Origin of the sequence: Erwinia persicina, from assembly GCF_019844095.1 — a bacterium.
Classification (GTDB): domain Bacteria; phylum Pseudomonadota; class Gammaproteobacteria; order Enterobacterales; family Enterobacteriaceae; genus Erwinia; species Erwinia persicina.
On the sequence record NZ_CP082141.1, the window covers coordinates 845,487 to 869,724 of the forward strand.

Annotated in this window: 23 protein-coding genes and 1 other RNA gene; 18 read left to right on the forward strand and 6 right to left on the reverse strand. The window is 56.3% G+C overall.

Annotated elements, in window-relative coordinates; all coding sequences use genetic code 11:
• Window positions 1–329 precede the first annotated feature (329 nt).
• The 6 genes from epd (at window position 330) to K6L24_RS03895 (ending at window position 6,495) form a co-directional block, all read left to right on the forward strand.
• Window positions 330–1,349, forward strand: coding sequence for an erythrose-4-phosphate dehydrogenase (epd, locus tag K6L24_RS03870; RefSeq protein WP_062744308.1), 1,020 nt, complete (start codon window positions 330–332; stop codon window positions 1,347–1,349).
• Between the two features lie 49 nt (window positions 1,350–1,398).
• Window positions 1,399–2,565, forward strand: a complete 1,167-nt coding sequence (gene pgk / locus K6L24_RS03875) for a phosphoglycerate kinase (RefSeq protein ID WP_062744307.1) — start codon at window positions 1,399–1,401, stop codon at window positions 2,563–2,565.
• A gap of 81 nt (window positions 2,566–2,646) precedes the next feature.
• The gene (gene fbaA, locus K6L24_RS03880; protein WP_062744306.1) at window positions 2,647–3,726 is read left to right on the forward strand and encodes a class II fructose-bisphosphate aldolase; all 1,080 of its coding nucleotides are present in this window, start codon (window positions 2,647–2,649) and stop codon (window positions 3,724–3,726) included.
• 182 nt (window positions 3,727–3,908) lie between these two features.
• Window positions 3,909–4,784 carry a small-conductance mechanosensitive channel MscS gene (mscS, locus tag K6L24_RS03885; protein WP_062744305.1) on the forward strand — a complete coding sequence of 292 codons (876 nt, stop codon included), beginning with the start codon at window positions 3,909–3,911 and terminating at the stop codon, window positions 4,782–4,784.
• 212 nt (window positions 4,785–4,996) lie between these two features.
• Entirely contained in the window at window positions 4,997–5,611 is a 615-nt protein-coding gene (gene argO / locus K6L24_RS03890; RefSeq protein ID WP_062744304.1) for an arginine exporter ArgO, read from the forward strand.
• 158 nt (window positions 5,612–5,769) lie between these two features.
• Entirely contained in the window at window positions 5,770–6,495 is a 726-nt protein-coding gene (locus tag K6L24_RS03895; protein WP_062744349.1) for an oxidative stress defense protein, read from the forward strand.
• A 79-nt stretch (window positions 6,496–6,574) separates the two neighbouring features.
• Here the strand turns inward: K6L24_RS03895 and K6L24_RS03900 are convergent, their stop codons facing one another.
• Window positions 6,575–7,474 carry a LysR family transcriptional regulator ArgP gene (locus K6L24_RS03900; RefSeq protein ID WP_062744303.1) on the reverse strand — a complete coding sequence of 300 codons (900 nt, stop codon included), beginning with the start codon at window positions 7,472–7,474 and terminating at the stop codon, window positions 6,575–6,577.
• Between the two features lie 202 nt (window positions 7,475–7,676).
• Between K6L24_RS03900 and rpiA the strand changes: the two genes are divergently transcribed.
• The 3 genes from rpiA to serA all read left to right on the forward strand — a co-directional run bounded on the left by rpiA (window position 7,677) and on the right by serA (window position 9,909).
• Window positions 7,677–8,336 (forward strand): ribose-5-phosphate isomerase RpiA, encoded by a 660-nt coding sequence (gene rpiA / locus K6L24_RS03905; protein WP_062744302.1) that lies wholly within the window; start codon window positions 7,677–7,679, stop codon window positions 8,334–8,336.
• Between the two features lie 67 nt (window positions 8,337–8,403).
• Window positions 8,404–8,538, forward strand: coding sequence for a hypothetical protein (locus K6L24_RS22365; protein WP_255851439.1), 135 nt, complete (start codon window positions 8,404–8,406; stop codon window positions 8,536–8,538).
• A 132-nt stretch (window positions 8,539–8,670) separates the two neighbouring features.
• On the forward strand, window positions 8,671–9,909 hold the full coding sequence (serA, locus tag K6L24_RS03910) for a phosphoglycerate dehydrogenase (RefSeq protein ID WP_062744301.1): 1,239 nt from the start codon (window positions 8,671–8,673) through the stop codon (window positions 9,907–9,909).
• A gap of 79 nt (window positions 9,910–9,988) precedes the next feature.
• Here the strand turns inward: serA and K6L24_RS03915 are convergent, their stop codons facing one another.
• The 3 genes from K6L24_RS03915 to zapA all read right to left on the reverse strand — a co-directional run bounded on the left by K6L24_RS03915 (window position 9,989) and on the right by zapA (window position 11,223).
• On the reverse strand, window positions 9,989–10,576 hold the full coding sequence (locus K6L24_RS03915) for a 5-formyltetrahydrofolate cyclo-ligase (RefSeq protein WP_062744300.1): 588 nt from the start codon (window positions 10,574–10,576) through the stop codon (window positions 9,989–9,991).
• A 91-nt stretch (window positions 10,577–10,667) separates the two neighbouring features.
• A non-coding RNA gene (gene ssrS / locus K6L24_RS03920) (6S RNA) lies at window positions 10,668–10,852 on the reverse strand.
• 41 nt (window positions 10,853–10,893) lie between these two features.
• A complete protein-coding gene (gene zapA, locus K6L24_RS03925) occupies window positions 10,894–11,223 on the reverse strand; it encodes a cell division protein ZapA (RefSeq protein ID WP_062744299.1) in 330 nt (109 codons plus the stop codon).
• A 170-nt stretch (window positions 11,224–11,393) separates the two neighbouring features.
• On the opposite strand from zapA, the gene K6L24_RS03930 reads away from it, so the two are divergent.
• The 8 genes from K6L24_RS03930 to K6L24_RS03965 all read left to right on the forward strand — a co-directional run bounded on the left by K6L24_RS03930 (window position 11,394) and on the right by K6L24_RS03965 (window position 21,459).
• Entirely contained in the window at window positions 11,394–11,972 is a 579-nt protein-coding gene (locus tag K6L24_RS03930) for a YecA/YgfB family protein (RefSeq protein ID WP_062744298.1), read from the forward strand.
• Window positions 11,973–12,029: 57 nt separating this feature from the next.
• A complete protein-coding gene (pepP, locus tag K6L24_RS03935) occupies window positions 12,030–13,346 on the forward strand; it encodes a Xaa-Pro aminopeptidase (protein ID WP_187509502.1) in 1,317 nt (438 codons plus the stop codon).
• A complete protein-coding gene (gene ubiH / locus K6L24_RS03940) occupies window positions 13,343–14,521 on the forward strand; it encodes a 2-octaprenyl-6-methoxyphenyl hydroxylase (protein WP_062744296.1) in 1,179 nt (392 codons plus the stop codon). The genes pepP and ubiH overlap by 4 nt, the downstream gene beginning before the upstream one ends.
• Window positions 14,522–14,534: 13 nt before the next feature.
• Window positions 14,535–15,737 carry an FAD-dependent 2-octaprenylphenol hydroxylase gene (gene ubiI / locus K6L24_RS03945; protein ID WP_062744295.1) on the forward strand — a complete coding sequence of 401 codons (1,203 nt, stop codon included), beginning with the start codon at window positions 14,535–14,537 and terminating at the stop codon, window positions 15,735–15,737.
• Window positions 15,738–16,180: 443 nt separating this feature from the next.
• The gene (gene gcvT / locus K6L24_RS03950; protein ID WP_062744294.1) at window positions 16,181–17,293 is read left to right on the forward strand and encodes a glycine cleavage system aminomethyltransferase GcvT; all 1,113 of its coding nucleotides are present in this window, start codon (window positions 16,181–16,183) and stop codon (window positions 17,291–17,293) included.
• Window positions 17,294–17,311: 18 nt separating this feature from the next.
• Complete coding sequence (gene gcvH / locus K6L24_RS03955; protein WP_062744293.1) at window positions 17,312–17,695, forward strand: glycine cleavage system protein GcvH; 384 nt, start codon at window positions 17,312–17,314, stop codon at window positions 17,693–17,695.
• Window positions 17,696–17,773: 78 nt separating this feature from the next.
• Complete coding sequence (gene gcvP / locus K6L24_RS03960) at window positions 17,774–20,635, forward strand: aminomethyl-transferring glycine dehydrogenase (RefSeq protein WP_118663255.1); 2,862 nt, start codon at window positions 17,774–17,776, stop codon at window positions 20,633–20,635.
• An 80-nt stretch (window positions 20,636–20,715) separates the two neighbouring features.
• Window positions 20,716–21,459, forward strand: a complete 744-nt coding sequence (locus K6L24_RS03965; RefSeq protein ID WP_118663257.1) for an SDR family oxidoreductase — start codon at window positions 20,716–20,718, stop codon at window positions 21,457–21,459.
• 104 nt (window positions 21,460–21,563) lie between these two features.
• Here the strand turns inward: K6L24_RS03965 and K6L24_RS03970 are convergent, their stop codons facing one another.
• Window positions 21,564–22,172, reverse strand: coding sequence for an HD domain-containing protein (locus K6L24_RS03970; protein WP_062744290.1), 609 nt, complete (start codon window positions 22,170–22,172; stop codon window positions 21,564–21,566).
• A gap of 209 nt (window positions 22,173–22,381) precedes the next feature.
• Between K6L24_RS03970 and trhA the strand changes: the two genes are divergently transcribed.
• Entirely contained in the window at window positions 22,382–23,035 is a 654-nt protein-coding gene (trhA, locus tag K6L24_RS03975; RefSeq protein WP_118665636.1) for a PAQR family membrane homeostasis protein TrhA, read from the forward strand.
• A 15-nt stretch (window positions 23,036–23,050) separates the two neighbouring features.
• On the opposite strand, the gene ygfZ is transcribed toward trhA, so the two are convergent.
• On the reverse strand, window positions 23,051–24,037 hold the full coding sequence (ygfZ, locus tag K6L24_RS03980) for a tRNA-modifying protein YgfZ (RefSeq protein WP_062744289.1): 987 nt from the start codon (window positions 24,035–24,037) through the stop codon (window positions 23,051–23,053).
• Between the last annotated feature and the right edge of the window lie 201 nt (window positions 24,038–24,238).

Consider the following 24,238-nt stretch of genomic DNA (forward strand, 5'->3'; position numbering starts at 1 on the left):
AAGCGCTTCGCTTTGCCGTCGATAGACATAAGGTGTGGTTTGACTAAAAAATGTTCACTGCTGCGCTTTGTGTCGGAAAATGCCCGATTTTTTAACAACTTTTATTTGATTTTGTGACGTAGATCGAAAGTTGAGGGGCGCAATTGATCCCGATCATTCCTATTATTCCTGACATCAATTATTCTAGCTGAAGCGTTTCAGTTCTCTGTCCAGCCATGATCCTCTTGCCGGCAGACAGGAGGCAGAGGGCAAGAATGTCCTGTACAAATCGCGGTGTCTGGCTCAGGCTAATCCTCCGATTTCATAGTGAATTCTGATGCAGGGGTGATATGACGGTTCGCATTGCCATTAACGGATTTGGGCGTATAGGGCGCAACGTATTGCGTGCGCTCTATGAAACCGGCCGCCGTGCTGAGATTACGGTGGTGGCTATCAATGAGCTGGCAGAGGCCGCCGGAATGGCGCATCTGTTAAAATACGATACCAGCCATGGTCGGTTTGCCTGGGATGTGCGCCAGGAACGCGATCTGCTGTTCGTTGGCGATGACACCATCCGTCTGCTGCACCGTCCTGATATCCCTGCGCTACCCTGGCGCGAACTGAATGTTGATATCGTGCTGGACTGTACCGGGGTTTACGGCAGCCGTGCGGATGGCGAGGCTCATCTGCAGGCCGGGGCGAAAAAGGTCCTGTTCTCCCACCCCGGCGGCAACGATCTGGATGCCACCGTGGTGTTTGGTGTGAATGAAAAAGATCTCCTGCCTGAACACCGGCTGGTTTCTAATGCCTCCTGCACCACGAACTGCATCATTCCTGTGATCAAATTACTGGATGATGCATGGGGTATTGAGTCGGGAACGGTCACCACCATCCATTCGGCGATGCATGACCAGCAGGTGATTGACGCCTATCACCCGGATTTGCGCCGCACGCGTGCCGCCAGTCAGTCGATTATCCCTGTTGATACGCGACTCGCTGCCGGCATCACGCGTTTCTTCCCGAAATTTAACGATCGCTTCGAAGCGATTGCCGTTCGCGTGCCGACCATCAACGTCACGGCCATCGACCTGAGTGTCAGCGTGCGGGATGCTGTCAGCGCCTGCGAGGTAAACGCGCTGCTGCAAAGTGCGTCAGAAGGGGCATTTAGTGGTATAGTTGACTACACGGAATTGCCGTTAGTCTCCATTGATTTTAACCATGATCCGCACAGTGCCATTGTTGACGGCACCCAAACGCGGGTCAGTGGTCAGCACCTGATCAAGACGTTAGTCTGGTGCGATAACGAATGGGGCTTTGCCAACCGTATGATCGATACGACGTTAGCGATGGCCGCAAGCGGTTTCAGGTAAGGCGCGTACAGCGTCTGTAAAACTTTGAGAATCAACGAGAGGGTTCACCATGTCTGTAATTAAGATGACCGATCTGGATCTGGCTGGTAAACGTGTTCTGATCCGTGCGGATCTGAACGTGCCAGTTAAAGAAGGGAAAGTGACGTCAGATGCACGTATTCGCGCTTCACTGCCGACAATTGAAGCGGCGTTGAAGCAGGGCGCAAAAGTGATGGTTACCTCTCACCTCGGTCGTCCGACCGAAGGTGAATACAACGAAGAGTTTTCTCTGCTGCCGGTAGTTAACTACCTGAAAGACAAGCTGGGTGCAGACAATGTGACGCTGGCGAAAGATTACCTGGACGGCGTTGAGCTGACCGCCGGTAAACTGGTTGTGCTGGAAAACGTGCGCTTCAACAAAGGCGAGAAAAAAGACGACGAAGCCCTCTCTAAAAAATACGCTGCACTGTGCGACATCTTTGTGATGGATGCGTTCGGTACTGCTCACCGTGCGCAGGCCTCTACACACGGCGTTGGTAAGTTCGCACCGATTGCCTGTGCAGGTCCGCTGCTGGCCAATGAGCTGGAAGCCCTGGGCAAAGCCCTGAAAACCCCGGCGCGTCCGATGGTTGCCGTGGTCGGGGGTTCTAAAGTTTCCACTAAGTTCGACGTGCTGAACTCACTGGTAAACATTGCTGACACGGTGATTGTGGGTGGCGGTATCGCCAACACCTTCGTTGCTATCGATAACAACGTGGGTAAATCACTGTACGAGCCTGATTTTGTTGAAGCCGCTAAAAAACTGCGTGATGAATACAAGATCCCGGTGCCGACTGACTCCCGCGTCGGCACGGAATTCTCTGAAACTGCGCCGTCTACCGTGAAGAAAGTGTCTGAAGTTCAGGACAACGAAGAGATCATGGACTTCGGTGATGAGACTGCGCTGGCCATGGCTAAGTTACTGAAAGAAGCCAAAACTATTCTGTGGAATGGCCCGGTAGGCGTGTTTGAATTCCCGAACTTCCGCAAAGGCACTGAAATCATTGCCAACGCCATTGCAGACAGCGACGCATTCTCCATTGCAGGCGGCGGTGATACGCTGGCGGCTATCGATCTGTTCGGTATCGAAGATAAAATCTCCTACATCTCTACCGGTGGCGGTGCGTTCCTTGAGTTCGTGGAAGGCAAAACCTTACCTGCGGTTGCTATGCTGGAAGAGCGTGCGAAGCAGAAGTAATTAAACCTCAGTGCGGGGTGCATGACGCCCCGCGTGAGAACTGGATCCTTTAATACGACCGAAGAAACAGGACAAGCTAACATGTCTAAAATTTTTGATTTCGTAAAACCTGGCGTTGTCACCGGTGATGACGTGCAGAAGATCTTTAAAGTGGCGAAAGAGAACAAATTCGCCCTGCCAGCCGTTAACTGCGTCGGCACCGACTCCATCAACGCCGTACTGGAAACCGCTGCGAAAGTAAAAGCGCCGGTAATTATTCAGTTCTCCAACGGTGGCGCTGGCTTCATCGCCGGTAAAGGCCTGAAATCAGACAAACCACAGGCTGCTGCCATCTTTGGCGCAATCTCTGGCGCACACCATGTGCACCTGATGGCTGAACATTACGGCGTGCCGGTGATCCTGCACACTGACCACTGCGCGAAGAAACTGCTGCCGTGGATCGACGGTCTGCTGGACGCGGGCGAAGAGCACTTCGCTAAAACCGGTAAGCCGCTGTTCTCTTCTCACATGATCGATCTGTCTGAAGAGTCACTGGAAGAGAACATTGAGATCTCCAGCAAGTACCTGGCGCGCATGGCGAAAATCGACATGACCCTGGAAATCGAACTGGGTTGCACCGGTGGTGAAGAAGACGGTGTGGACAACAGCCACATGGACGCCTCTGCCCTGTACACTCAGCCAGAAGACGTTGATTATGCGTACACCAAGCTGAACGCGATCAGCCCACGTTTCACCATCGCTGCCTCTTTCGGTAACGTGCACGGCGTGTATAAGCCAGGCAACGTGAAGCTGACACCAACCATTCTGCGTGATTCTCAGAAATACGTCAGTGAGAAACATGGTCTGCCAGAGAACTCCCTGGACTTCGTGTTCCACGGTGGTTCCGGTTCATCTGCCGCTGAAATCGAAGAGTCTATCGGTTACGGCGTGATCAAAATGAACATCGATACCGATACCCAGTGGGCCACATGGGACGGTATCCTGCAGTACTACAAAAAGAACGAAGGCTATCTGCAGGCGCAGCTGGGTAACCCGGAAGGCGCTGATAAGCCAAACAAGAAGTTCTATGATCCACGCGTCTGGCTGCGTGCTTCACAGTCTTCAATGATCGTTCGCCTGGAGCAGGCATTCAAAGAGCTGAACGCAGTCGACGTACTGTAATCTCCCCTTTGGTTAAAAAAGGCCCTGATGGGCCTTTTTTTATACGCTAAATCCGGAATTTTTAAGTAATTGTGTGACTTGTTTGGCACAACAACAATTCTTGTTTACCCTTAACTCCACCGGTTGTCGTTACAGCGGCAGTGAATTGAACGCCCGCTCAGGGCAAACAACAGGACAGGGTAATGGACGAGTTAAATGTGGTAAACGGCCTGAATAATGCAGGCGGATGGCTGGTACGCAACCAGGCATTACTGCTGAGTTATGCGGTAAATATTGTTGCGGCTATTGTCATTGTTATCATCGGGATGATTGCCGCCCGCTTTATTTCTAATGCTGTTAATAAGCTCCTGGTAACACGAAAAATCGACCCAACCGTGGCGGATTTCCTTTCCGGTCTGGTGCGCTACGGCATCATTGCCTTTACACTGATTGCCGCCATGGGCCGCGTTGGCGTACAGACCGCATCGGTGATCGCCGCGCTGGCTGCCGCAGGCTTTGCCTTTGCGCTGGCACTGCAAGGGTCGCTGTCTAACCTCGCTGCGGGCGTGCTGCTGGTGACCTTCCGTCCCTTCCGTGCGGGTGAGTTTGTCGACCTTGGCGGCGTTATGGGTACAGTGCTCAATGTGCAGATTTTCTCCACCACGCTGAGAAGTGCGGATGGCAAAATCGTGGTGGTGCCGAACGGCAAAATCATCGCCGGAAACATCATCAATTTTTCGCGTGAGCCGGAACGCCGGAACGAGTTTATTATCGGGGTGGCTTATGATGCCGATGTCGACCAGGTGCTGAAACTGCTGCGTGAGGTGGTTGATGCCGAACCGCGCGTGTTGCAGGAGCGCGGCGTGCAGATTGGCCTGAATGAGCTGGGTGCCTCTTCAGTGAACTTTGTGGTGCGCTGCTGGAGCAAAGCGGGTGACCTGCAGGATGTTTACTGGGACCTGATGAAAAACTTCAAGCGTACGCTGGATGCAAATAATATCGGCATTCCTTATCCGCAGATGGACGTGCATCTGCATCAAGTGAAAACACCGGAGCAGGCGGTTCAGGCTCAGGACTAATTCAACACCGTGACGCCAGCCCTCTGACCCAGACCGTCAGGGGGCTTTTTTTTGCCCAAAATGAGAAAACCGGAGGCATGACGTTGCGCTCGTGTTTATGGGGTGAAGGCGTAAGTATTAGTATTTTTTATAAGGCATTAAATCTTTCAATTTCCACTAATAATTAAGTCCCTATACACTTTGCCAAAATCGAAAACGGTGAGGTGATTATTGTGTTATCGGTGTTTTTTCAGGGCGTTGCCATGGGCGCGGCGCTTATTCTTCCGCTGGGGCCGCAGAACGCGTTTGTGATGAATCAGGGCGTACGTCGTCAGTATCATCTGATGACCGCCGCGCTCTGCACCCTGAGTGATATTGTGCTGATCTGTGGCGGCATCTTTGGCGGTAGCGCGCTGCTTAATCAGTCCGCGCTGCTGCTGAACGTAGTGACCTGGGGCGGCGTCGCCTTCCTGCTGTGGTACGGCTGGGGCGCGCTGCGTACCGCATTCAGTGGTGACGTGCAGCTGGCCTCTGCGGCCGCGCTGAAGCAGGGACGCTGGCGGATTGTCGCCACGATGATGGCGGTCACCTGGCTTAACCCGCACGTTTACCTGGATACGTTTGTGGTGCTGGGGAGCCTGGGGGGACAGCTGCCGGCAGAAGCCCGCCGCTGGTTCGCCCTCGGCTCTGCCAGTGCCTCCGTGCTGTGGTTTTTCGGCCTGGCGCTGCTGGCGGCCTGGCTGGCACCGCTGCTCAATACCGCGCGCGCCCAGCGTGTTATCAACCTGCTGGTTGGGGTGGTGATGTGGGGGATTGCGCTCAAACTGGCCTTACAGGCACTCTCATGATGCCAGCAGGAACTCACTATCAGAATTGATGTCCTAGTGTGACGCGCCAATGCGCACTAAAATATCTTGTACCGCCAGATGTTGACGGAACAATTCGCTACCGCAACCCGTTTTTATCCGGTAGCGTTCTCGCTGATGATGAACCCATGGAGGATGCTTTGAAGCTCACTAAACTGGCTCTGGCCGCAATGATTGGATTAGGCACGCTGCCACTGGCTGTACAGGCAGATGAACTACCGAATGGCCCACACGTCGTGACCTCCGGTCAGTCCAGCGTGGATGCTGCGCCGGATATCGCCACCCTCGCGATTGAAGTCAGTGTGTCTGCTAAAGATGCTGGCGAAGCGAAGAAACAGGCTGACAGCCGCGTACAGCAGTATTTTGACTTCCTGGATAAAAGCGGTATCGAGAAGAAAGATATCAATGCCGCCAACCTGCGGACTCAGCCAGAATATGATTACCTGAAAGACGGTAAGTCCGTACTGAAAGGCTACCGTGCCGTGCGTCAGGTTCAGGTGACGCTGCGTCATCTGGATAAGCTGAATGAGCTGCTGGACGGTGCGCTGAAATCTGGCCTGAATGAGATCCGTTCCGTGGAACTGGGCGTTGCTAATCCGGAAGAGTACAAAGCCAAGGCGCGTAAAGCCGCCATTGACGATGCGGTGAAGCAGGCAGGGGATCTGGCGCAGGGCTTCGGCAGCAAGCTGGGCCCGGTGTACAGCATTCGCTACCATGTTGCTAACTATCAGCCAATGCCGATGGCCCGGATGTACAAGGCCGCCGACGCGGCACCGATGACCTCTGCTGCGCAGACTTACGAACAGCAGAGTATTCATTTTGACGATCAGGTCGATGTGGTGTTTGAGCTGCAGCGTAACCCTTAATGCCGGGTGGGCTGACCGACAACCACGGTCAGCCCCTGGGAGAATCCCCCCTGAGGTCGGCCCCGACCCTGACAGGGGGTTATTCTGTATCCTGACGCAGTACGCGATGGCCGTGCGCCAGCAGCGCGTCCGTCACCTTACGCATCAGGCGGCTTTCCGGCGCAAAGCGGTGCCAGTAAAGCATCCGACGCTGCAACAGGCCCGGGGTTAAATCAATCAACTCGCCTTCCGCCAGCTCGCGTTCGATTTGCAGATGCGGGATCATACAGCAGGTGGTGCCCTGACGGGCCAGCTGGACAAACGCTTCCGACGAGTTAACGATGTGGCAGGGCACGCTGCCCGGTGACAGGTCAAAGTTCTGCTGTAAAAATGCCTGATGCATATCATCCAGATGATCAAAGGCCACTGCCGGGGCTTTCAGCAGCGCAGAGCGCGTCACGCCATTCGGGAAGTAGCGGGCGGCAAACTCCTTCGATCCCACAAACAGATAGTCGAGCGCACCCAACTGATCCACCAGACAGCTGGGGAGCGGTTGCGGCTGGATACTGACGGCACCCACAACCTCCCCACGGCGCAGGCGTTCCTGAGTCCGGGTTTCATCTTCCACCTGAAGATTCAGGCGCACCGGGGAATCGGTCAGTACGGTTTTCAGCGCGGGAAGCAGCCAGGTCGCCAGACTGTCGGCGTTCACCGCCAGCGACAGCAGCAGGGGCGTGGTGCCGCTGATATCGTCCCCGAGCCACTCTTCTTCCAGCAGCTCCACCTGGTGCAGTAAGGCCAGCAGCTTCTGGCCCTGCTCTGTCGGGCGCGGCGGTACGGTTCGCACCAGCAGAGGCTGGCCGAACATATTCTCAAGCTGCTTGATACGCTGCGAGACCGCTGACTGGGTAATACAGAGCTTTTGCGCGGCGCGTTCAAAGCCGCGTTCACGAATCACTGCATCCAGCGCCTGAAGCGTTCGATAATCCGGGCGTTTCATTAATCGTTGTACTCTCTTTCAGGTGTGGTTCTGCACTATGCCATATTTTTCATGTTTTGCCTTTGGCTGGCATCACTGACCAATCCGCCACTTTGTGGGGTGGGTTCCATTCCTGTTAATCAAAGACCGCGTAAGGCGGTTTTTTTTCTCAGCGTTGCTTTATACTACGCGCACACAGTGACTCACAGGTTTTAAACATACCATGACACAGGATGAACTGAAAAAAGCCGTAGGCTGGGCTGCACTGGACTACGTCACGCCGGGCACCATCGTAGGGGTGGGAACGGGGTCGACCGCTGCGCATTTTATTGATGCTCTGGCCTCAATTAAACATCAGATTGAAGGCGCTGTTTCCAGTTCGGAAGCCTCCACGGCCAAACTGAAAGAGTATGGCATCCACGTCTTTGATCTGAACGAAATCGACGAATTGTCCGTGTATGTGGACGGCGCAGACGAAATCAACGGTCAGATGCAGATGATCAAAGGTGGCGGCGCGGCGCTGACGCGCGAAAAGATTATCGCTGCCGTGGCCGATCGCTTTATCTGTATTGCCGATGCCTCCAAGCAGGTGGATGTGCTGGGGCGCTTCCCGCTGCCGGTTGAGGTGATCCCTATGGCGAGGTCGTATGTCGCCCGTGAGCTGGTCAAGCTGGGTGGGCAGCCGGAATACCGTCAAAACGTGGTAACCGACAACGGCAACATTATTCTCGACGTGCATAATCTAAAAATTATCGACCCTGTGCGTCTGGAAACGGCGATTAACGCGCTGCCTGGAGTGGTCACTGTCGGGCTGTTTGCTGCCCGCTGCGCCGATGTTGCGTTGATCGGGACGGCTGACGGCGTGCAAACCATTCAAAAATGATCTGCCCGCGGGCAGTTATTTTTATCTAAAAAACATCTTTTCTTTTGCAGGCAATATTTAGTGACTTATGTCACATTCGGGCTGCCTGAAGCGCGATCCTCCTGATGGTTCGCGCTGCACCACGATTTTCTATCGCAATGTTCTGGCCGACCGTGTTGCCATGCTGGCAGCCAGGCAATCGTTTGTATTGCTGCGGGCGTAAATTTTGTTATTTTGACAGAAGGCTATCTTATCTCCCCGCTGTTTTATCCTTTCTGCAGGCTGATGTTACGCCTGTAAACGGGAAAGCCTGGGGATTAAGCCACATCTGAAGTCTGCTAAATAGGGTCGGGAAATGGCAAAAGTATCACTGGAGAAAGACAAGATTAAATTCCTGCTGGTGGAAGGCGTTCACCAGAGTGCAGTTGATAATCTGCGTTCTGCTGGCTACACCAACATTGAATTTCACAAGGGCGCACTGGACAGCGAAGCACTGAAAGAGTCCATCCGCGATGCGCACTTCATCGGGCTGCGTTCGCGTACCCACCTCACCGAAGAGATCTTCGCCGCAGCAGAAAAACTGGTTGCGGTGGGTTGCTTCTGCATCGGTACCAACCAGGTGGATCTCAATGCGGCGGCGAAGCGCGGCATTCCGGTGTTTAACGCACCTTTCTCCAACACCCGATCCGTGGCTGAACTGGTTATCGGTGAACTGCTGCTGATGCTGCGCGGCGTGCCGGCGGCCAATGCCAAAGCACACCGGGGCCAGTGGCATAAGCTGGCGGTAGGTTCCTATGAAGCTCGCGGCAAAAAGCTGGGGATCATCGGTTACGGTCACATTGGTATGCAGCTGGGCGTGCTGGCGGAAAGCCTCGGGATGCATGTCTTCTTCTACGATATCGAAAGCAAACTGCCACTGGGTAATGCGACCCAGGTACAGCATCTCTCCGACCTGCTGAATATGAGCGACGTGGTGAGCCTGCACGTGCCGGAAACACCGTCTACCCAGAATATGATGGGGCCGGACGAACTGGCGCTGATGAAGCCGGGTGCGCTGCTGATCAATGCTTCGCGCGGTACCGTGGTCGATATCCCGGCCCTGTGTCACGTCCTGGCCACCGGGCACCTGGCCGGGGCGGCGATTGACGTCTTCCCGGAAGAGCCGGCGACCAACAGCGACCCGTTCAACTCGCCGCTGTGTGAGTTTGATAACGTGATCCTGACACCACATATCGGGGGCTCCACGCAGGAAGCACAGGAAAACATTGGTATTGAAGTGGCTGGTAAACTGGCGAAATACTCAGACAATGGCTCGACGCTGTCTGCCGTTAACTTCCCGGAAGCCTCACTGCCGATGCACGGCGCAAATGCCAGCCGTCTGATGCACATCCATGAGAACCGTCCCGGTGTGCTGACAGCAATCAACCTGATCTTTGCCGAGCAGGGGATCAATATCTCTGCCCAGTATCTGCAAACCACGCCGCAGATGGGCTATGTGGTCATCGACGTCGATGCCCCGCAGGATGTGGCTGATAAAGCCCTGCAGTTGATGAAGGCTATTCCGGGCACTGTACGCGCACGTTTGTTGTACTGACAGACGGGCTGACCGAATAAGAAGGTCAGCACCGGTACAATACCCCTGAGGGGCGACTTTTTGAGTCGCCCCTTTTGCTTCACCACTGCCACAGCCTGGACGGCGTGATCAACGCCGGTAATGGGACATCCCACTCCGCGACGGGTAAGCGTTCCACCTGCTGACAGTCATGCGCCAGACCCACCGGCAGAAAGCCGTGCTGCTGCCAGTTCTGCAGCGTTCTGTCATAAAACCCGCCCCCCATACCCAGACGCTGACCGCCGGCATCAAACGCCACCAGCGGTACCATCAGCACGTCCAGCTCACTGAGCGGCAGCAAATGACGGATATCCAGCGGCGGTTCGGGTATGCGCAGGCGGTTATTGCGCAGTTCGGTGTGTTCATCGTAACGCAGGAACAACAGCTGACCGCGAGAAAAAGGGTGCAGAACCGGAAGATAAACCCGCTGCTTACGCTGCCAGAGTTTGGCAATCAGCGGCCGGGTATTGATTTCACCGTCGACAGAAAGAAACAGCGCAATATTCTTCGCCTGCTGTACCGGGGCAAAATTCAGGGCATGGTCAGCGACCTGCACGGCAGCAAGCTGCTGCTGTTCATGGCTGAGTTCTCGCCGGAGGTGGCGGATATGGGTGCGGATATCCTGACGGTCGCGAAGAAGGAGGCTCATAGCTGGCCACTCCAAAAGCAAAGGGTGTCTTCAGATTGCCGGGTCTTGCAGAGAGTGTAAATACCAGAAAAAAGAGTGGAGATAAAACGTGGGAATCTCCGAGATGCCGCCGCAGGCTGTAACCCTTGAACCCATGGTTCAAGGTGAGTATGCCGTCGTAACCATCAGGCTTCTCGGACGAACCGAGCTTGCGCACAGGTTACAGAGCGTCACACTCTGTTTGGTATTAATTATCGGCTCAGGGGACGGGCCCGCTTGCAAACATCTCAGAGAATTTTTTACTTCACCGTCACTGTATCACAGCTAACGTTGAAGTGTTATTCGAACTTCGCACCCGTACGTTCAGTTATGCGACCTTGCTCAAGCAATGCCTGTTCAATGGTCTGTTGCAGCATCCGAATTCGTTGTTCCATGTTCGACGCATAGTCACGGGTTTTGACTTTTTCCTGCGCCAGTTCATGGCAAATGTTCAGTGCAGCAATAAATACCAGTTGCTCGGTATTAGTGACTCTAGTGCGAACTTTTAAGTCTTGCAACCGTTGATTGAGGTCTTCGGCAGCCAGATTCAGCGCATCTTGCTGTTCGGGCGGACAATTTACTCTTAATGAACGGCCAAAAATTTGAATATCTACCGGTTGTGCAGACATGCCACCTTCCTGACTGATTACTGCGCCCGCCATCACCCTTACCGCTCAAGGGCTTGGGAGGGGCGCTACTATAACTACCCCTAATATAAGAAACAACCCCTTTCTGGAATCGTTGAGGCACCTGGTGGTAGCATACCACGAACTTAACCAGCCAACGACGAACAAAACCCATGTCACTAACGAACATTATGCCGGGCTACAACACGCTGGCCTCAGTACTGACGCAGCAGGGCGTAGGAATGACCCCTGCCGAGATGCATGGCCTGATCAGCGGATTGATCTGCGGCGGCAACCATGACAGCAGCTGGCAAACGCTGATGCACGACCTGACCAATGAGGGCATGGCGTTTTCGCAAACGCTGGCGCAACCCCTGCAGGAGATGCACGAAGCGATTGGTAATACACTGGAAGATGAAGGCTTCCTGTTCCAGCTTTACCTGCCGGAAGATGACGACATCACCGTTTTTGATCGTGCCGATGCGCTGGCAGGTTGGGTGAACCATTTCCTGCTTGGCCTGGGCGTTGTACAGCCTAAAATTGGCCAAGTGAAAGGGGAAACCGGAGAAGCCATCGACGATCTGCGCACCATTGCCCAGCTCGGTTATGATGAAGATGAAGATCAGGAAGAACTGGAACAGTCGCTGGAAGAGGTCATTGAGTATGTGCGTGTGGCTGCACTGCTGTGTCATGACACCTTTACCCGCGCCGTGCCGACCAATGTCGTGATGAAAAAGCCGACGCTGCACTAAGAGGCGGTCCGTCAGGCCGCCCGTGGTGATTTAACGGAACAGCATTCAGGAGGTCAAATGACCCAGCAGGAGTTTTTGCGCCGTCGTCAGGCGCTGTTAGCGAAGATGGCACCGGCAAGCGCGGCGATTATTTTCGCCGCACCGGAAGCAACGCGCAGTAATGACAGTGAGTATCCGTATCGACAGAACAGTGATTTCTGGTACTTCACGGGATTCAACGAACCCGAGTCGGCACTGCTGCTGATCAAAAGTGCAGATAACCACAGCCACAGCGTCCTGTTTAATCGGGTGCGGGATCTGACGGCTGAGATCTGGTTTGGCCGCCGTCTGGGCCAGGAGGCTGCACCGGAAAAGCTGGCGATCGATCGTGCTCTTCCCTGGAGTGACATTAACGAGCAACTGCACCTGCTGTTGAACGGGCTGGATGTGATCTACCATGCCCAGGGACAGTATGCCTTTGCCGACACCATCGTCTTCAACGCGCTGGACGTGCTGCGCCGGGGTTCGCGACAGAACCTGTCTGCGCCCGCGACACTGACCGACTGGCGTCCGTGGGTTCATGAACTGCGTCTCATTAAATCGCCGGAAGAGCAGGCTGTGCTGCGTGAAGCCGGGCGTATCAGTGCGCTGGCACATACCCGCGCCATGCAGAAAGCCCGTCCCGGGATGTATGAATACCAGCTCGAAGGGGAAATTCACCACGAATTCAACCGTCACGGCGCGCGTTTTCCGTCCTACAACACCATTGTTGGCGCGGGGGATAATGGCTGTATTCTGCACTACACCGAAAACGAGAGTCAGATGCGCGACGGCCAGCTGGTGCTGATCGACGCCGGGTGTGAACTGAAAGGCTATGCCGGAGATATTACCCGCACCTTCCCGGTGGGGGGGAAATTTACCGCGCCGCAGCGCGCGCTCTACGATATCGTCCTGGCCGCCTTATACCGTTCGCTGGCGCTCTATCGCCCGGGTACCAGTATCCGTGAAGTGACGGCGGCAGCGGTGGAAGTGATGGTCACGGGGCTGGTTAAGCTGGGCATTCTGCATGGTGATGTCGACGTCCTGATCGCAGAAAATGCACACCGGCAATTCTTTATGCATGGCCTGAGCCACTGGCTGGGGTTGGACGTGCATGATGTCGGTCATTACGGCGTCGACCGCGATCGTCTGCTCGAACCCGGTATGGTGCTGACTATTGAACCTGGCCTGTATATCGCCCCGGATGCCGATGTGCCTGCTGAGTATCGCGGTATTGGCATACGCATTGAAGATGACATCATTATCACCGCAGAAGGTAACGAAAACCTCACGGATACGGTGGTAAAAGATGCCGATGACATTGAAGCATTAATGGCAGCAGCGAAACGCTCATGAGCATAATTATTGCAGGCGGCGGGATGACCGGCGCGACGCTGGCGCTGGCCATTTCACACCTGACGCAGGGGCAGCTGGCGGTCACGCTGGTGGAGGGAACCGAGCCTGCCAGCCGTGTGCATCCTGGCTTTGATGGCCGGGCGATTGCGCTGGCAGAGGGGACCTGTCAGCAGCTGGCGGCAATCGGCCTCTGGCCACTGCTGGCCTCCGCCGCGACGGCCATCACCGATGTACATGTCAGCGATCGCGGCCATGCCAGCTTTGTCTCGCTGACTGCGGCCGATTACGGCGTGTCGGCGCTGGGGCAGGTGGTTGAGCTGCATGAAGTGGGCCAGCGGCTGTTTTCCCGCCTGAAAAACGCCCCGGGTGTCACCCTGCGCTGCCCGGATAAAGTGGCCAGCGTCGAACGTACCCGGGATCGGGTGTGCGTGGCGCTGGAAAGCGGTGAGCAGCTGACTGGCCATCTGCTGGTCGCCGCAGACGGTTCGCACTCCCGGGTCGCTGCGGCCTGCGGTGTCCAGTGGCAGAGTGCGGACTATCAGCAGGTCGCCGTGATCGCCAATGTGTCGACGCAGGTAGCCCATCAGGGGCGTGCGTTCGAGCGTTTTACCGAATTCGGCCCGCTGGCGCTGTTGCCGATGTCCGCTGGCCGCAGTTCGCTGGTATGGTGCCATCCTCTGGCACAAAAAGACGCGGTGGATCGCTGGGGCGACGATCGCTTTATCGCTGAATTGCAGCGTGCCTTTGGCTGGCGGCTGGGGCGCATTACACAGGTAGGGCAGCGCACCAGCTATCCGTTACGGCTGCAAACCGCCTCTCAGCATATTGCTCACCGGCTGGCGCTGGTTGGTAATGCTGCACAGACCCTGCACCCGATCGCCGGACAGGGGTTTAATCTGGGGATTCGTGATGTCATGTCGCTGGCCGAAACGCTGGCGGCGGCCTGGCGTGCCGGACGCGAAACAGGGGCTTACGCTACACTGCAACATTATCAGCAGCGCCGGCAGCCGGACGCACAGGCGACGATTGGTATTACCGACGGGCTGGTTCGACTGTTTGCTAACCGTTACACGCCGCTGGTCGCAGGGCGAAATCTGGGACTGATGGCGATGGATCATCTACCGCCATTACGTAATTTGCTTGCCGAGCGCACGTTGGGCTGGGTTAAGCGTTGAGGAGAAAGCAGTCATGCAAACCTATGATGTGATCATCGCCGGTGGTGGAATGGTCGGACTGGCAGTCGCCTGTGGCTTACAGGGCAGCGGTCTGCGCATCGCCGTACTGGAGCGTGAAGCCCCGCAGGTGCGCGATACCAGCGCACCCCCGGCGTTACGCGTTTCTGCGATTAATGCTGCCAGCGAAAGACTGTTGCAGCACCTTGGCGTCTGGGATGCCATCCTCAGCGCACGCGCCAGCGCCTATCACGGCATGGAAGTGTGGGACCGCGACAGTTTCGGGCGCATTGTTTTTGACGATGAGCAGCAGGGCCTGGCCCACCTTGGGCATATTATTGAAAATGCAGTGATCCATCAGGCGCTGTGGCAGCGGGCAGAGGGCCTGAGCGATATCACGCTGATTGCTCCTGCGGAACTGCAGCAGGTAGCGTTTGGCGACAATGAAGCCTTTGTGACGCTGCAGGATGGCACCATGATGACGGCCCGTTTGCTGGTGGCGGCAGACGGTGCCAATTCCTGGCTGCGCAACAAGGCCGATATTCCGCTCACCTTTTGGGACTACCAGCACCATGCGCTGGTAGCGAATATTCGTACGGAACAGCCGCATGCGTCGGTGGCCCGTCAGGTGTTCCACGGTGACGGTATCCTGGCGTTCTTACCTCTGAGCGATCCGCATCTCAGCTCTATCGTCTGGTCGCTGCCGCCGCAGGAGGCGACCCGCCTTCAGGCGATGCCGGAAGCGGTGTTTAACCAGCAGCTGTCGGTGGCTTTCGACCTGCGTCTGGGGCTGTGTGAGGCAGAAAGCGAACGTCAAGCCTTCCCGCTGATGGGCCGCTATGCGCGTCATTTTGCCGCACATCGTCTGGCGCTGGTGGGGGATGCTGCGCATACCATTCATCCACTGGCCGGGCAGGGCGTTAACCTCGGCTTTATGGATGCGGCAGAGCTGATCGGTGAAGTGAAACGCCTGCAGCAGCAGGGTAAAGACATTGGTCAGCACCTGTATCTGCGGCGCTACGAGCGCAGCCGTAAACACAGCGCTGCAGTGATGCTGGCCAGTATGCAGGGGTTCCGCGAGTTGTTTAACGGTAACAACCCGGCGAAGAAACTGCTGCGAGATGTGGGCCTGGCGTTAGCCGATAATCTGCCGGGCGTGAAGCCACGGCTGTTAAAGCAGGCGATGGGGTTGCATGACCTGCCGGCTTGGCTGCGCTAAGTAGCCAGCAGAAAGGGGGGCGTTTCGCTCCCCTTTTTTTATTCCTGCCTGCCTGAGAACCTGCGCCCCGCTGGTGCAATATCTGCCCCATTTTTGCCCGTCGTTTGAAAAATTCTAATTTTACGGGCCTCTTCGCATTACTTTTTGTAATGCCACCTTTGGTTACCCTTCGCTTTTTTACGGCGGGTTAATGCCTGTGCTGTATGTTTAAACTATGTTTGTCGCAATGAATTGCCGTTTTTGTGTGTAATAACGCATTTTTTTAGTGAAAAAAACCAGAAAATCAACGGCGCCCTGTTTTGAGGCAGAGCGGGTTCGACCTCGTTTACCTTATGGTTAATTGACGGGTTCGGTGGTAAGTTCATAGTGAAGGTAACGATTGCGTCGGCTATCCCGGGTGGTGAACGACGCGCGTCAGCAACCGACTCAGGCACAGGAAAACTATGGTTCAGCAAAGCGAGATTCAGCAAACCCCGTTGTTTGAACAGCACCAGGCAAGCGGTGCCCGTATGGTCGATTTTCACGGCTGGATGATGCCGCTTCATTACGGCTCTCAGATGGATGAACATCATGCGGTGCGCACGGATGCCGGGATGTTTGATGTTTCCCACATGACCATTGTTGATCTGCGCGGTGTCCGCACCCGCGAGTTCCTGCGCTATCTGCTGGCCAACGATGTGGCCCGGCTGACCCAGCCCGGAAAAGCACTTTACACTGCCATGCTCAACGCTTCTGCCGGCGTGATAGACGATCTGATTGTTTACTTTATGGATGAAGAATTTTTCCGCCTGGTGGTCAACTCTGCCACCCGTGAAAAGGATCTGGCGTGGATAGGTGAGCATGCGACAGCGTTCGGCGTAGAACTGATCGAGCGTGACGATCTGGCGCTGGTGGCAGTGCAGGGCCCTCATGCCCAGCAAAAAGCGCAGACGCTGTTTAATGACCAGCAGCGGCAGGACGTCAGCGGCATGAAGCCATTCTTTGGCGTGCAGTCCGGCGATCTTTTTATTGCCACAACCGGTTATACCGGGGAGGCGGGTTATGAAATTGCCCTGCCCAACGATCAGGTAGCCGGGTTCTGGCAGCAACTGCTGGCTGCCGGGGTTAAACCTGCCGGGCTGGGCGCACGCGATACGCTGCGTCTGGAGGCGGGTATGAATCTGTATGGGCAGGAAATGGATGAGAGCGTCTCCCCTCTGGCAGCCAATATGGGCTGGACCATCGGCTGGGAACCCTCAGATCGTGAGTTTATTGGCCGTGAAGCGCTGGAATTTCAGCGTGAAAAAGGTACCGACCAGTTGGTGGGGCTGATCATGACCGAAAAAGGTGTACTGCGTAATGAACTGCCGGTTCACTTCAGCGATGCCGCAGGCAATCAGCTGGCAGGCGTCATTACCAGTGGTTCATTCTCCCCGACGCTTGGGTGCAGCATTGCGCTGGCACGCGTACCCGCCGGGATTGGCGAACATGCCGTGGTGCAAATTCGCAACCGTGAAATGCCGGTGCGCGTCACCCGGCCCGTTTTTGTCCGCGCCGGAAAACCGGTAACGAAGTAACTTTTGGAGAGCAATTTAATGAGCAATGTACCCGCCGAATTGAAATATCGTGACAGCCATGAATGGGTGCGCAAAGAAGCGGATGGCACCTACACCGTGGGCATTACCGAACACGCGCAGGAGCTGCTGGGAGATATGGTCTTTGTTGACCTGCCGGACGTCGGCAATACCTACAGCCAGGGTGAAGACTGCGCGGTGGCAGAGTCCGTGAAAGCCGCTTCCGATATTTATGCGCCCCTGAGTGGTGAGATTGTGGAAGTGAACAGCGGGCTGGATGCTGAACCTGAACTGGTTAACAGCGCCCCCTATACCGATGGCTGGCTGTTCCGTATTAAAGCGACGGATGATACCGAGTTTGAGACGTTATTAGATGCAGCAGGCTACCAGGGAACAATTGAATAACAGCCCGCTCACTTGTCATTTCGGGACTGGCTCTCTGCCTGTCCCGCCTCTTTGTGCCTGATGCAGGATTGACCACCCATGACCCAGAAACTCAGCCAGCTTGAACACCACGGTGCATTTATTGAGCGCCATATCGGCCCTTCGCAGGAACAGCAGGATGTCATGCTCAACGCCATCGGCGCGACGTCGCTGGCCGAACTGATTGCCTCGATTGTGCCTGCCGACATCCAGCTTCCCAGCCCGCCTGCGGTAGGCGATGCGCTGACGGAGCACCTGGCGCTGGCCGAGTTAAAGGCGATTGCGTCGCAGAATCAGCGTTACAAATCGTTTATCGGTATGGGCTATACGCCGGTGCTGACGCCTCCGGTGATCCTGCGCAATATGCTGGAAAATCCCGGCTGGTACACCGCGTATACCCCTTATCAGCCTGAAGTCTCTCAGGGGCGTCTGGAAGCCCTGCTGAACTTCCAGCAATTGACGCTGGATCTGACCGGGCTGGATATTGCCTCCGCTTCCCTGCTGGACGAGGCGACGGCCGCCGCTGAAGCCATGGCCATGGCAAAACGCGTCAGCAAGCTCAAAAATGCTAATCGTTTCTTTGTCGCTGATGATATCCATCCGCAAACGCTGGATGTGGTGCGCACCCGTGCAGAAACCTTTGGCTTTGACGTGCTGGTGGACAAAGCAGAGAAAGTGCTGGAGCTGGATGAGGTGTTCGGCGTGCTGTTGCAGCAGGTCGGCACCGGCGGTGAAGTACATGATTATACGGATCTGATTACCCGGCTGAAAAGCCGCAACGTGGTGGTCAGCGTGGCGGCCGATATGATGTCGCTGGTGCTGCTACAGGCACCGGGCCAGCAGGGGGCCGATATCGTCTTCGGTTCTGCCCAGCGCTTCGGCGTGCCGATGGGCTATGGTGGTCCTCATGCCGCCTTCTTCGCCGCCCGCGATGAGCACAAGCGTTCAATGCCTGGCCGGATTATTGGCGTATCCCGGGATGCGGCAGGGAATATCGCGTTGCGTATGGCAATGCAGACCCGTGAACAGCATATCCGTCGTGAGAAAGCGAACTCCAACATCTGCACCTCGCAGGTATTACTGGCCAACATCGCCAGCCTGTACGCGGTATTCCACGGGCCGGCTGGCCTGAAGCGCATTGCCACCCGCATTCACCGGCTGACCGATATCCTGGCGCAGGGATTACAGCAGCGCGGCCTGAAACTGCGCCATGACACCTGGTTCGATACCCTGACCGTGGAAGTCAGCGACAAAGCGGCGGTACTGGATCGCGCCCTGAGCTTCGGTATGAACCTGCGCAGCGATATTCTCAATGCGGTGGGCATCACTCTGGATGAAACCACTACCCGGGAAGACGTAGTGGCACTGTTCTCGATCCTGCTGGGAGAGGAGCATGGCCTGAATATCGATGCGCTGGATAGCGATGCCAGCGCCATCCCGTCAGCGATGATCCGCACAGCACCAATCCTGACTCATCCGGTGTTTAACCGTTATCACAGCGAAACCGAGATGATGCGCTACATGCACAGCCTGGAGCGGAAAGATCTGGCGCTGAATCAGGCAATGATCCCGCTGGGGTCGTGCACCATGAAGCTGAATGCAGCAGCAGAGATGATCCCCATCACCTGGCCAGAGTTTGCAGAACTGCACCCGTTCTGCCCGGCTGAGCAGGCGGGCGGTTACCTGCAGATGATTGGCCAGCTCTCGCGCTGGCTGGTGCAGCTGACCGGGTATGACGCACTCTGTATGCAGCCCAACTCCGGCGCCCAGGGTGAATATGCAGGTCTGCTGGCGATACGCCGCTATCACGAAAGCCGTAATGAAGGGGGACGTCACATCTGTCTGATCCCTGGCTCGGCGCACGGCACCAACCCGGCCTCGGCACAGATGGCGGGGATGACCGTTGTGGTGGTCGCCTGTGACAAACAGGGCAACATCGATCTGCACGATCTGCGTGTGAAAGCAGAACAGGCGGGTGAAGCCCTCTCCTGCATCATGGTGACTTACCCGTCCACGCACGGCGTCTATGAAGAGACGATCCGTGAGGTGTGCCAGATCGTTCATCAGTTCGGTGGACAGGTATATCTGGACGGAGCCAACATGAATGCCCAGGTGGGGATCACCACGCCGGGTTACATCGGGGCGGATGTCTCACACCTTAACCTGCATAAAACCTTCTGCATCCCGCACGGCGGCGGCGGGCCGGGCATGGGGCCGATTGGCGTCAAAGCTCACCTTGCCCCCTTTGTACCGGGCCACAGCGTGGTAGAAATTGAAGGCATGCTGACCGGGCAGGGCGCGGTATCAGCAGCGCCGTTTGGCAGCGCGTCAATCCTGCCGATCAGCTGGATGTATATCCGCATGATGGGCGCTGAAGGTCTTAAACAGGCCAGCTCAGTGGCGATCCTCAATGCCAACTATATTGCGCATCGTCTGCAGTCGGCCTATCCGATCCTCTATGCCGGCCGTGATGGCCGGGTGGCGCATGAATGTATCCTGGATATTCGGCCGCTGAAAGAGCAGACCGGTATCAGTGAGCTGGATATTGCCAAACGCCTTATCGACTACGGTTTCCATGCGCCGACCATGTCATTCCCGGTGGCGGGTACGCTGATGGTGGAGCCAACCGAGTCGGAAAGTAAGGTTGAACTGGATCGCTTTATTGATGCGATGCTGGCTATCCGCAGCGAAATTGATCGTGTGGCAGACGGCGAGTGGCCGCTGGCAGATAACCCCCTGGTCAATGCACCGCACACCCAGATGGAAATGGTCGGCGAGTGGAGCCATCCTTATAGCCGTGAACTGGCGGTATTCCCGGCAGGAAGTGCGAATAAATACTGGCCTGCCGTGAAACGTCTGGATGATGTTTACGGGGATCGTAATCTGTTCTGCTCCTGTGTACCGATGAGCGAATACGAGTAACCCTTCGCATTATCGCCTGCGCGGGTTATGCCGGGGCTGACCTTCTTTTGCGGTCAGCCCTTTTTTATGGGAGAGACGAGATGAACATCGCATTAGTCACCGGCGGCAGTCGGGGCATTGGGCGTGCGACGGCGATTCTGCTGGCCCGACAGGGCTGGCGGGTCGCAGTTAACTACGTGCATCGTACCGCTGAGGCAGAGTCGGTGGTGGCAGAGATTGAACGACAGGGCGGCAGCGCTTTTGCTGTGCAGGCGGATATTGCGGACGAAGCTCAGGTCATGGCGATGTTTGCCGACATTGACCGTCAGCCGGAGCCGCTGAGAGCCCTGGTCAATAACGCCGGGATCCTCTTTCAGCAGTCGACACTGGAGCAGTTAACCGCAGAGCGTATAAACCGGGTCTTTGCCACCAACGTCACCGGTGCTTTTATCTGCTGTCGCGAAGCGGTGAAACGCATGGGGCATCATCACGGCGGTGGCGGCGGGGCGATTGTGAACGTCTCTTCGGCAGCGTCGCGCACCGGTTCACCGGGGGAGTACGTCGATTATGCTGCGTCAAAAGGGGCAATGGACACGCTGACCCGGGGACTGTCGCTGGAGGTGGCCGCGCAGGGCATCAGGGTTAATGGCGTCCGTCCCGGATATATCTATACCGACATGCACGCTGACGGGGGCGAACCGCAGCGGGTGGACCGCCTGGCCTCTGCGATCCCTATGCAGCGCGGCGGGCACCCCGGGGAGATTGCCAGTGCGATAGCCTGGCTGCTGAGTGACGAGGCATCCTACGTCACCGGTACGTTTATTGACGCGGCAGGTGGGCGTTAAAACGGGGCGAACAAAAAAGGGCGCGGTCGTCCCGGGCACCTTGCCATCTCACTCACTCACGCAGGCTGACCTGCTTTTCTGGTCAGCCTGCCGGCGGATCTGCCCTACAGCAGCCAGCCCTTCGCATGTGCGCAGTCCAGGTGCTGCTCCAGATGCTGCCATAATGCAGGCCACTGCTGCGCCAGTTCCACATTTCGCGCCTTTACCTGCACCAGGCGGATACCGTTGTCTTTCCAGCTCTGCCCCTGATTGTGCAGATTAAGCATAACCGGCAGCGCGCGGTCCAGCATATTGGCAAAGCGCGCTTCTGCGGTGTCCCCCGCCTCGTATTCGTCCCACAGCGCACGAAAATATTCACCCTGCGCGCCCGGCAACAGGCCAAATATGCGGCGTGCTGCGGCAATTTCCTGAACCTGAATAGCTTCACGCGCAGCAGTGTCATAGACCATGACATCACCGGCATCGATCTCGACCACGTCATGCACCAGCGCCAGTTTTATTGCATGCTGTACATCTATGGGATCCGGCGAGAAGGGGGCCATACTCATCACTGCCATGGCAAGGTGCCAGCTGTGTTCTGCCGAGTTCTCCTGGCGCGCATTGTCGAGCAGGCGGGTACGGCGCTCCACACCTTTAAGCTTGTCCAGCTCCATTAAAAACTGCACCACTTCCGTCATCGCGCCGAAATCTAAGGCTGCTACCCTGTCTGACATCGCTGTCTCACTTATCGCTAAAAAAGGTGTCCATATTGTAAGGTAAACGATTGCGTATTTCGCCCAGGAATGTGCGTGCAGGATGTCGCAGTATATTTTAGCTTACATGTGTACTCTGAAATTATTCTCAGTTACGCTAGGTCTGATGAGATTTCCGTCATGGCATTTTATGATGGTGGTGGCGGGTAAACCGGGGATAGTAATTGATTATGGTGAAGCAAAAAGTACCGACGGCAGGCTATTCCGTCGCTGAAGAGTGGGCGAACAGCATCAGCCACGGACTCGGCTGCCTGCTGGGGATTATTGGTCTGGTGCTGATGCTGGATCAGGCGATTAATAACAACGCGGGGACGCTGGCTATCGTCAGCTACAGTCTGTACGGCGGCAGCATGATCCTGCTGTTTCTTGCCTCGACGCTCTACCACTCAGTACCGGGTGAACGGGCTAAATTCTGGCTGAAAAAACTCGACCATGCCGCGATCTATCTGCTGATTGCCGGAACCTATACGCCGTTCCTGCTGGTGGGGCTGCGGTCGCCGCTGGCACACTGGCTGATGGTGGTGATCTGGGGGCTGGCGCTGGTCGGGATTATCTTCAAGCTGGTGTTTGCTCACCGTTTTGAAGCCATCTCCCTGATCACCTATATGCTGATGGGCTGGCTCTCAGTGATTGTGCTGTATCAGATGGTAATGCGCCTGCCTGCGGGCAGCGTATGGCTGCTGGCCGCAGGCGGGATCACCTATTCGCTGGGGGTGATTTTCTACGTGTCGAAACGTATCCCTTACAATCATGCCATCTGGCACGGTTTCGTGCTTGGCGGCTCTTTCTGCCACTTCCTGGCGATTTATCTCTACGTGATGTAGGGGGCAGCGCCCCGGTCATCCCGCAGCGATGTCGTAGGGCAGCGGCCGTATGGCTAGCTGCCCACCCTCATCGCCCTGCACGCGCAGAACCGTATCCGGCTCCAGGTCGTTATTCATCACCGCCTGCACCCAAACTTCACCGTTGTCGAGCTGGCAGGCTGCCAGAATGGTTCCGGTGCGACGCCAGTTTTCACCCATCTTCATTTCCAGCGCGCCGTTGGCTACCGGGACGGTGCTGGCTTTCCCCGCCAGCCAGTAGAGTGCGCGTTTATTCGCGCCACGGAATTTAGCCCGCGCCACCATTTCCTGCCCGGTATAGCAGCCTTTCTTGAAGCTGATGGCATCCAGCGCCTGCAGGTTGGTGGCCTGCGGGATCAGCTGGGCGCTGGTCTCGCTGTCAATCACCGGGAAACCAGCCTCAATCTCCAGCGCCAGCCACTGTGAGCTGTCGGTCAGCTGTGCGGCGTCCGCCAGTGCGACGCGCAGCGCTTCGGCTTTTTCTGCGCTGGTGACCAGCAGGAAACGTTCGGCGGGCAGATCGAACCACAGCAGGGTGCTCTCGCCATCCTGCACCACCTGCGTCTGAGCGTCAGGCAGCATACTGAACAGATTGGTCAGTGCTGCTCTGGCCTGGAAACCGGCCACGCCCAGCAGGACGGACTCATCATCGGGCGTCAGGGCAACTTTGGCAAAGACCGCATACTTTTTCAGCTCTGCCAGCTGGTTATCACGCAGGCTGCGGCGCTCAATAAAGGCAAGGCCATCGGCGCGGTGGAACAGGCGCAGATTGCTCCACATCTTTCCTTTTGCATCACAGTGCGCAGCAGGGCGGTGTTGATCGGCGGCCAGGGCGGCCACATCCAGCGTGACCTGCCCCTGCAAATAGCTGACACGATCGGCACCCGTAGCCGTTACCAGCGCCCACTCTTCCAGTGACATCAGGGTCAACGGCAGACGCGCCGAGGCAGTAGGTTGACGTGGCGGGAAAGAAATCGTCGGCATAGTTCAGTCCTAAAGTCAGCAAGGGATGAAAATTTGTGTCTCATGTTAAAAGAGCAGCCCGGCTTTGCAACTTGTTTCCGGAAATTGCGGCACAAAACGTGTGATAACCCTGCAACCCATGTCATTGTTTTGTGTTGCAGCGCGCAGGGGAAAAATTGCTGCATCAACAGTGAAGCAAAAAAGCGGTACACTGAGCGCCAT

Bases quoted from the DNA above. Each gene is read 5' to 3' on its own strand.
- epd (WP_062744308.1), top strand. From the start codon at position 330: ATGACGGTTCGCATTGCCATTAACGGATTTGGGCGTATAGGGCGCAAC.
- pgk (WP_062744307.1), top strand. From the start codon at position 1,399: ATGTCTGTAATTAAGATGACCGATCTGGATCTGGCTGGTAAACGTGTT.
- fbaA (WP_062744306.1), top strand. From the start codon at position 2,647: ATGTCTAAAATTTTTGATTTCGTAAAACCTGGCGTTGTCACCGGTGAT.
- mscS (WP_062744305.1), top strand. From the start codon at position 3,909: ATGGACGAGTTAAATGTGGTAAACGGCCTGAATAATGCAGGCGGATGG.
- K6L24_RS03900 (WP_062744303.1), bottom strand. From the start codon at position 7,474: ATGAAACGCCCGGATTATCGAACGCTTCAGGCGCTGGATGCAGTGATT.
- rpiA (WP_062744302.1), top strand. From the start codon at position 7,677: ATGACACAGGATGAACTGAAAAAAGCCGTAGGCTGGGCTGCACTGGAC.
- K6L24_RS22365 (WP_255851439.1), top strand. From the start codon at position 8,404: ATGTCACATTCGGGCTGCCTGAAGCGCGATCCTCCTGATGGTTCGCGC.
- serA (WP_062744301.1), top strand. From the start codon at position 8,671: ATGGCAAAAGTATCACTGGAGAAAGACAAGATTAAATTCCTGCTGGTG.
- K6L24_RS03915 (WP_062744300.1), bottom strand. From the start codon at position 10,576: ATGAGCCTCCTTCTTCGCGACCGTCAGGATATCCGCACCCATATCCGC.
- zapA (WP_062744299.1), bottom strand. From the start codon at position 11,223: ATGTCTGCACAACCGGTAGATATTCAAATTTTTGGCCGTTCATTAAGA.
- K6L24_RS03930 (WP_062744298.1), top strand. From the start codon at position 11,394: ATGTCACTAACGAACATTATGCCGGGCTACAACACGCTGGCCTCAGTA.
- pepP (WP_187509502.1), top strand. From the start codon at position 12,030: ATGACCCAGCAGGAGTTTTTGCGCCGTCGTCAGGCGCTGTTAGCGAAG.
- ubiH (WP_062744296.1), top strand. From the start codon at position 13,343: ATGAGCATAATTATTGCAGGCGGCGGGATGACCGGCGCGACGCTGGCG.
- ubiI (WP_062744295.1), top strand. From the start codon at position 14,535: ATGCAAACCTATGATGTGATCATCGCCGGTGGTGGAATGGTCGGACTG.
- gcvT (WP_062744294.1), top strand. From the start codon at position 16,181: ATGGTTCAGCAAAGCGAGATTCAGCAAACCCCGTTGTTTGAACAGCAC.
- gcvH (WP_062744293.1), top strand. From the start codon at position 17,312: ATGAGCAATGTACCCGCCGAATTGAAATATCGTGACAGCCATGAATGG.
- gcvP (WP_118663255.1), top strand. From the start codon at position 17,774: ATGACCCAGAAACTCAGCCAGCTTGAACACCACGGTGCATTTATTGAG.
- K6L24_RS03965 (WP_118663257.1), top strand. From the start codon at position 20,716: ATGAACATCGCATTAGTCACCGGCGGCAGTCGGGGCATTGGGCGTGCG.
- K6L24_RS03970 (WP_062744290.1), bottom strand. From the start codon at position 22,172: ATGTCAGACAGGGTAGCAGCCTTAGATTTCGGCGCGATGACGGAAGTG.
- trhA (WP_118665636.1), top strand. From the start codon at position 22,382: ATGGTGAAGCAAAAAGTACCGACGGCAGGCTATTCCGTCGCTGAAGAG.
- ygfZ (WP_062744289.1), bottom strand. From the start codon at position 24,037: ATGCCGACGATTTCTTTCCCGCCACGTCAACCTACTGCCTCGGCGCGT.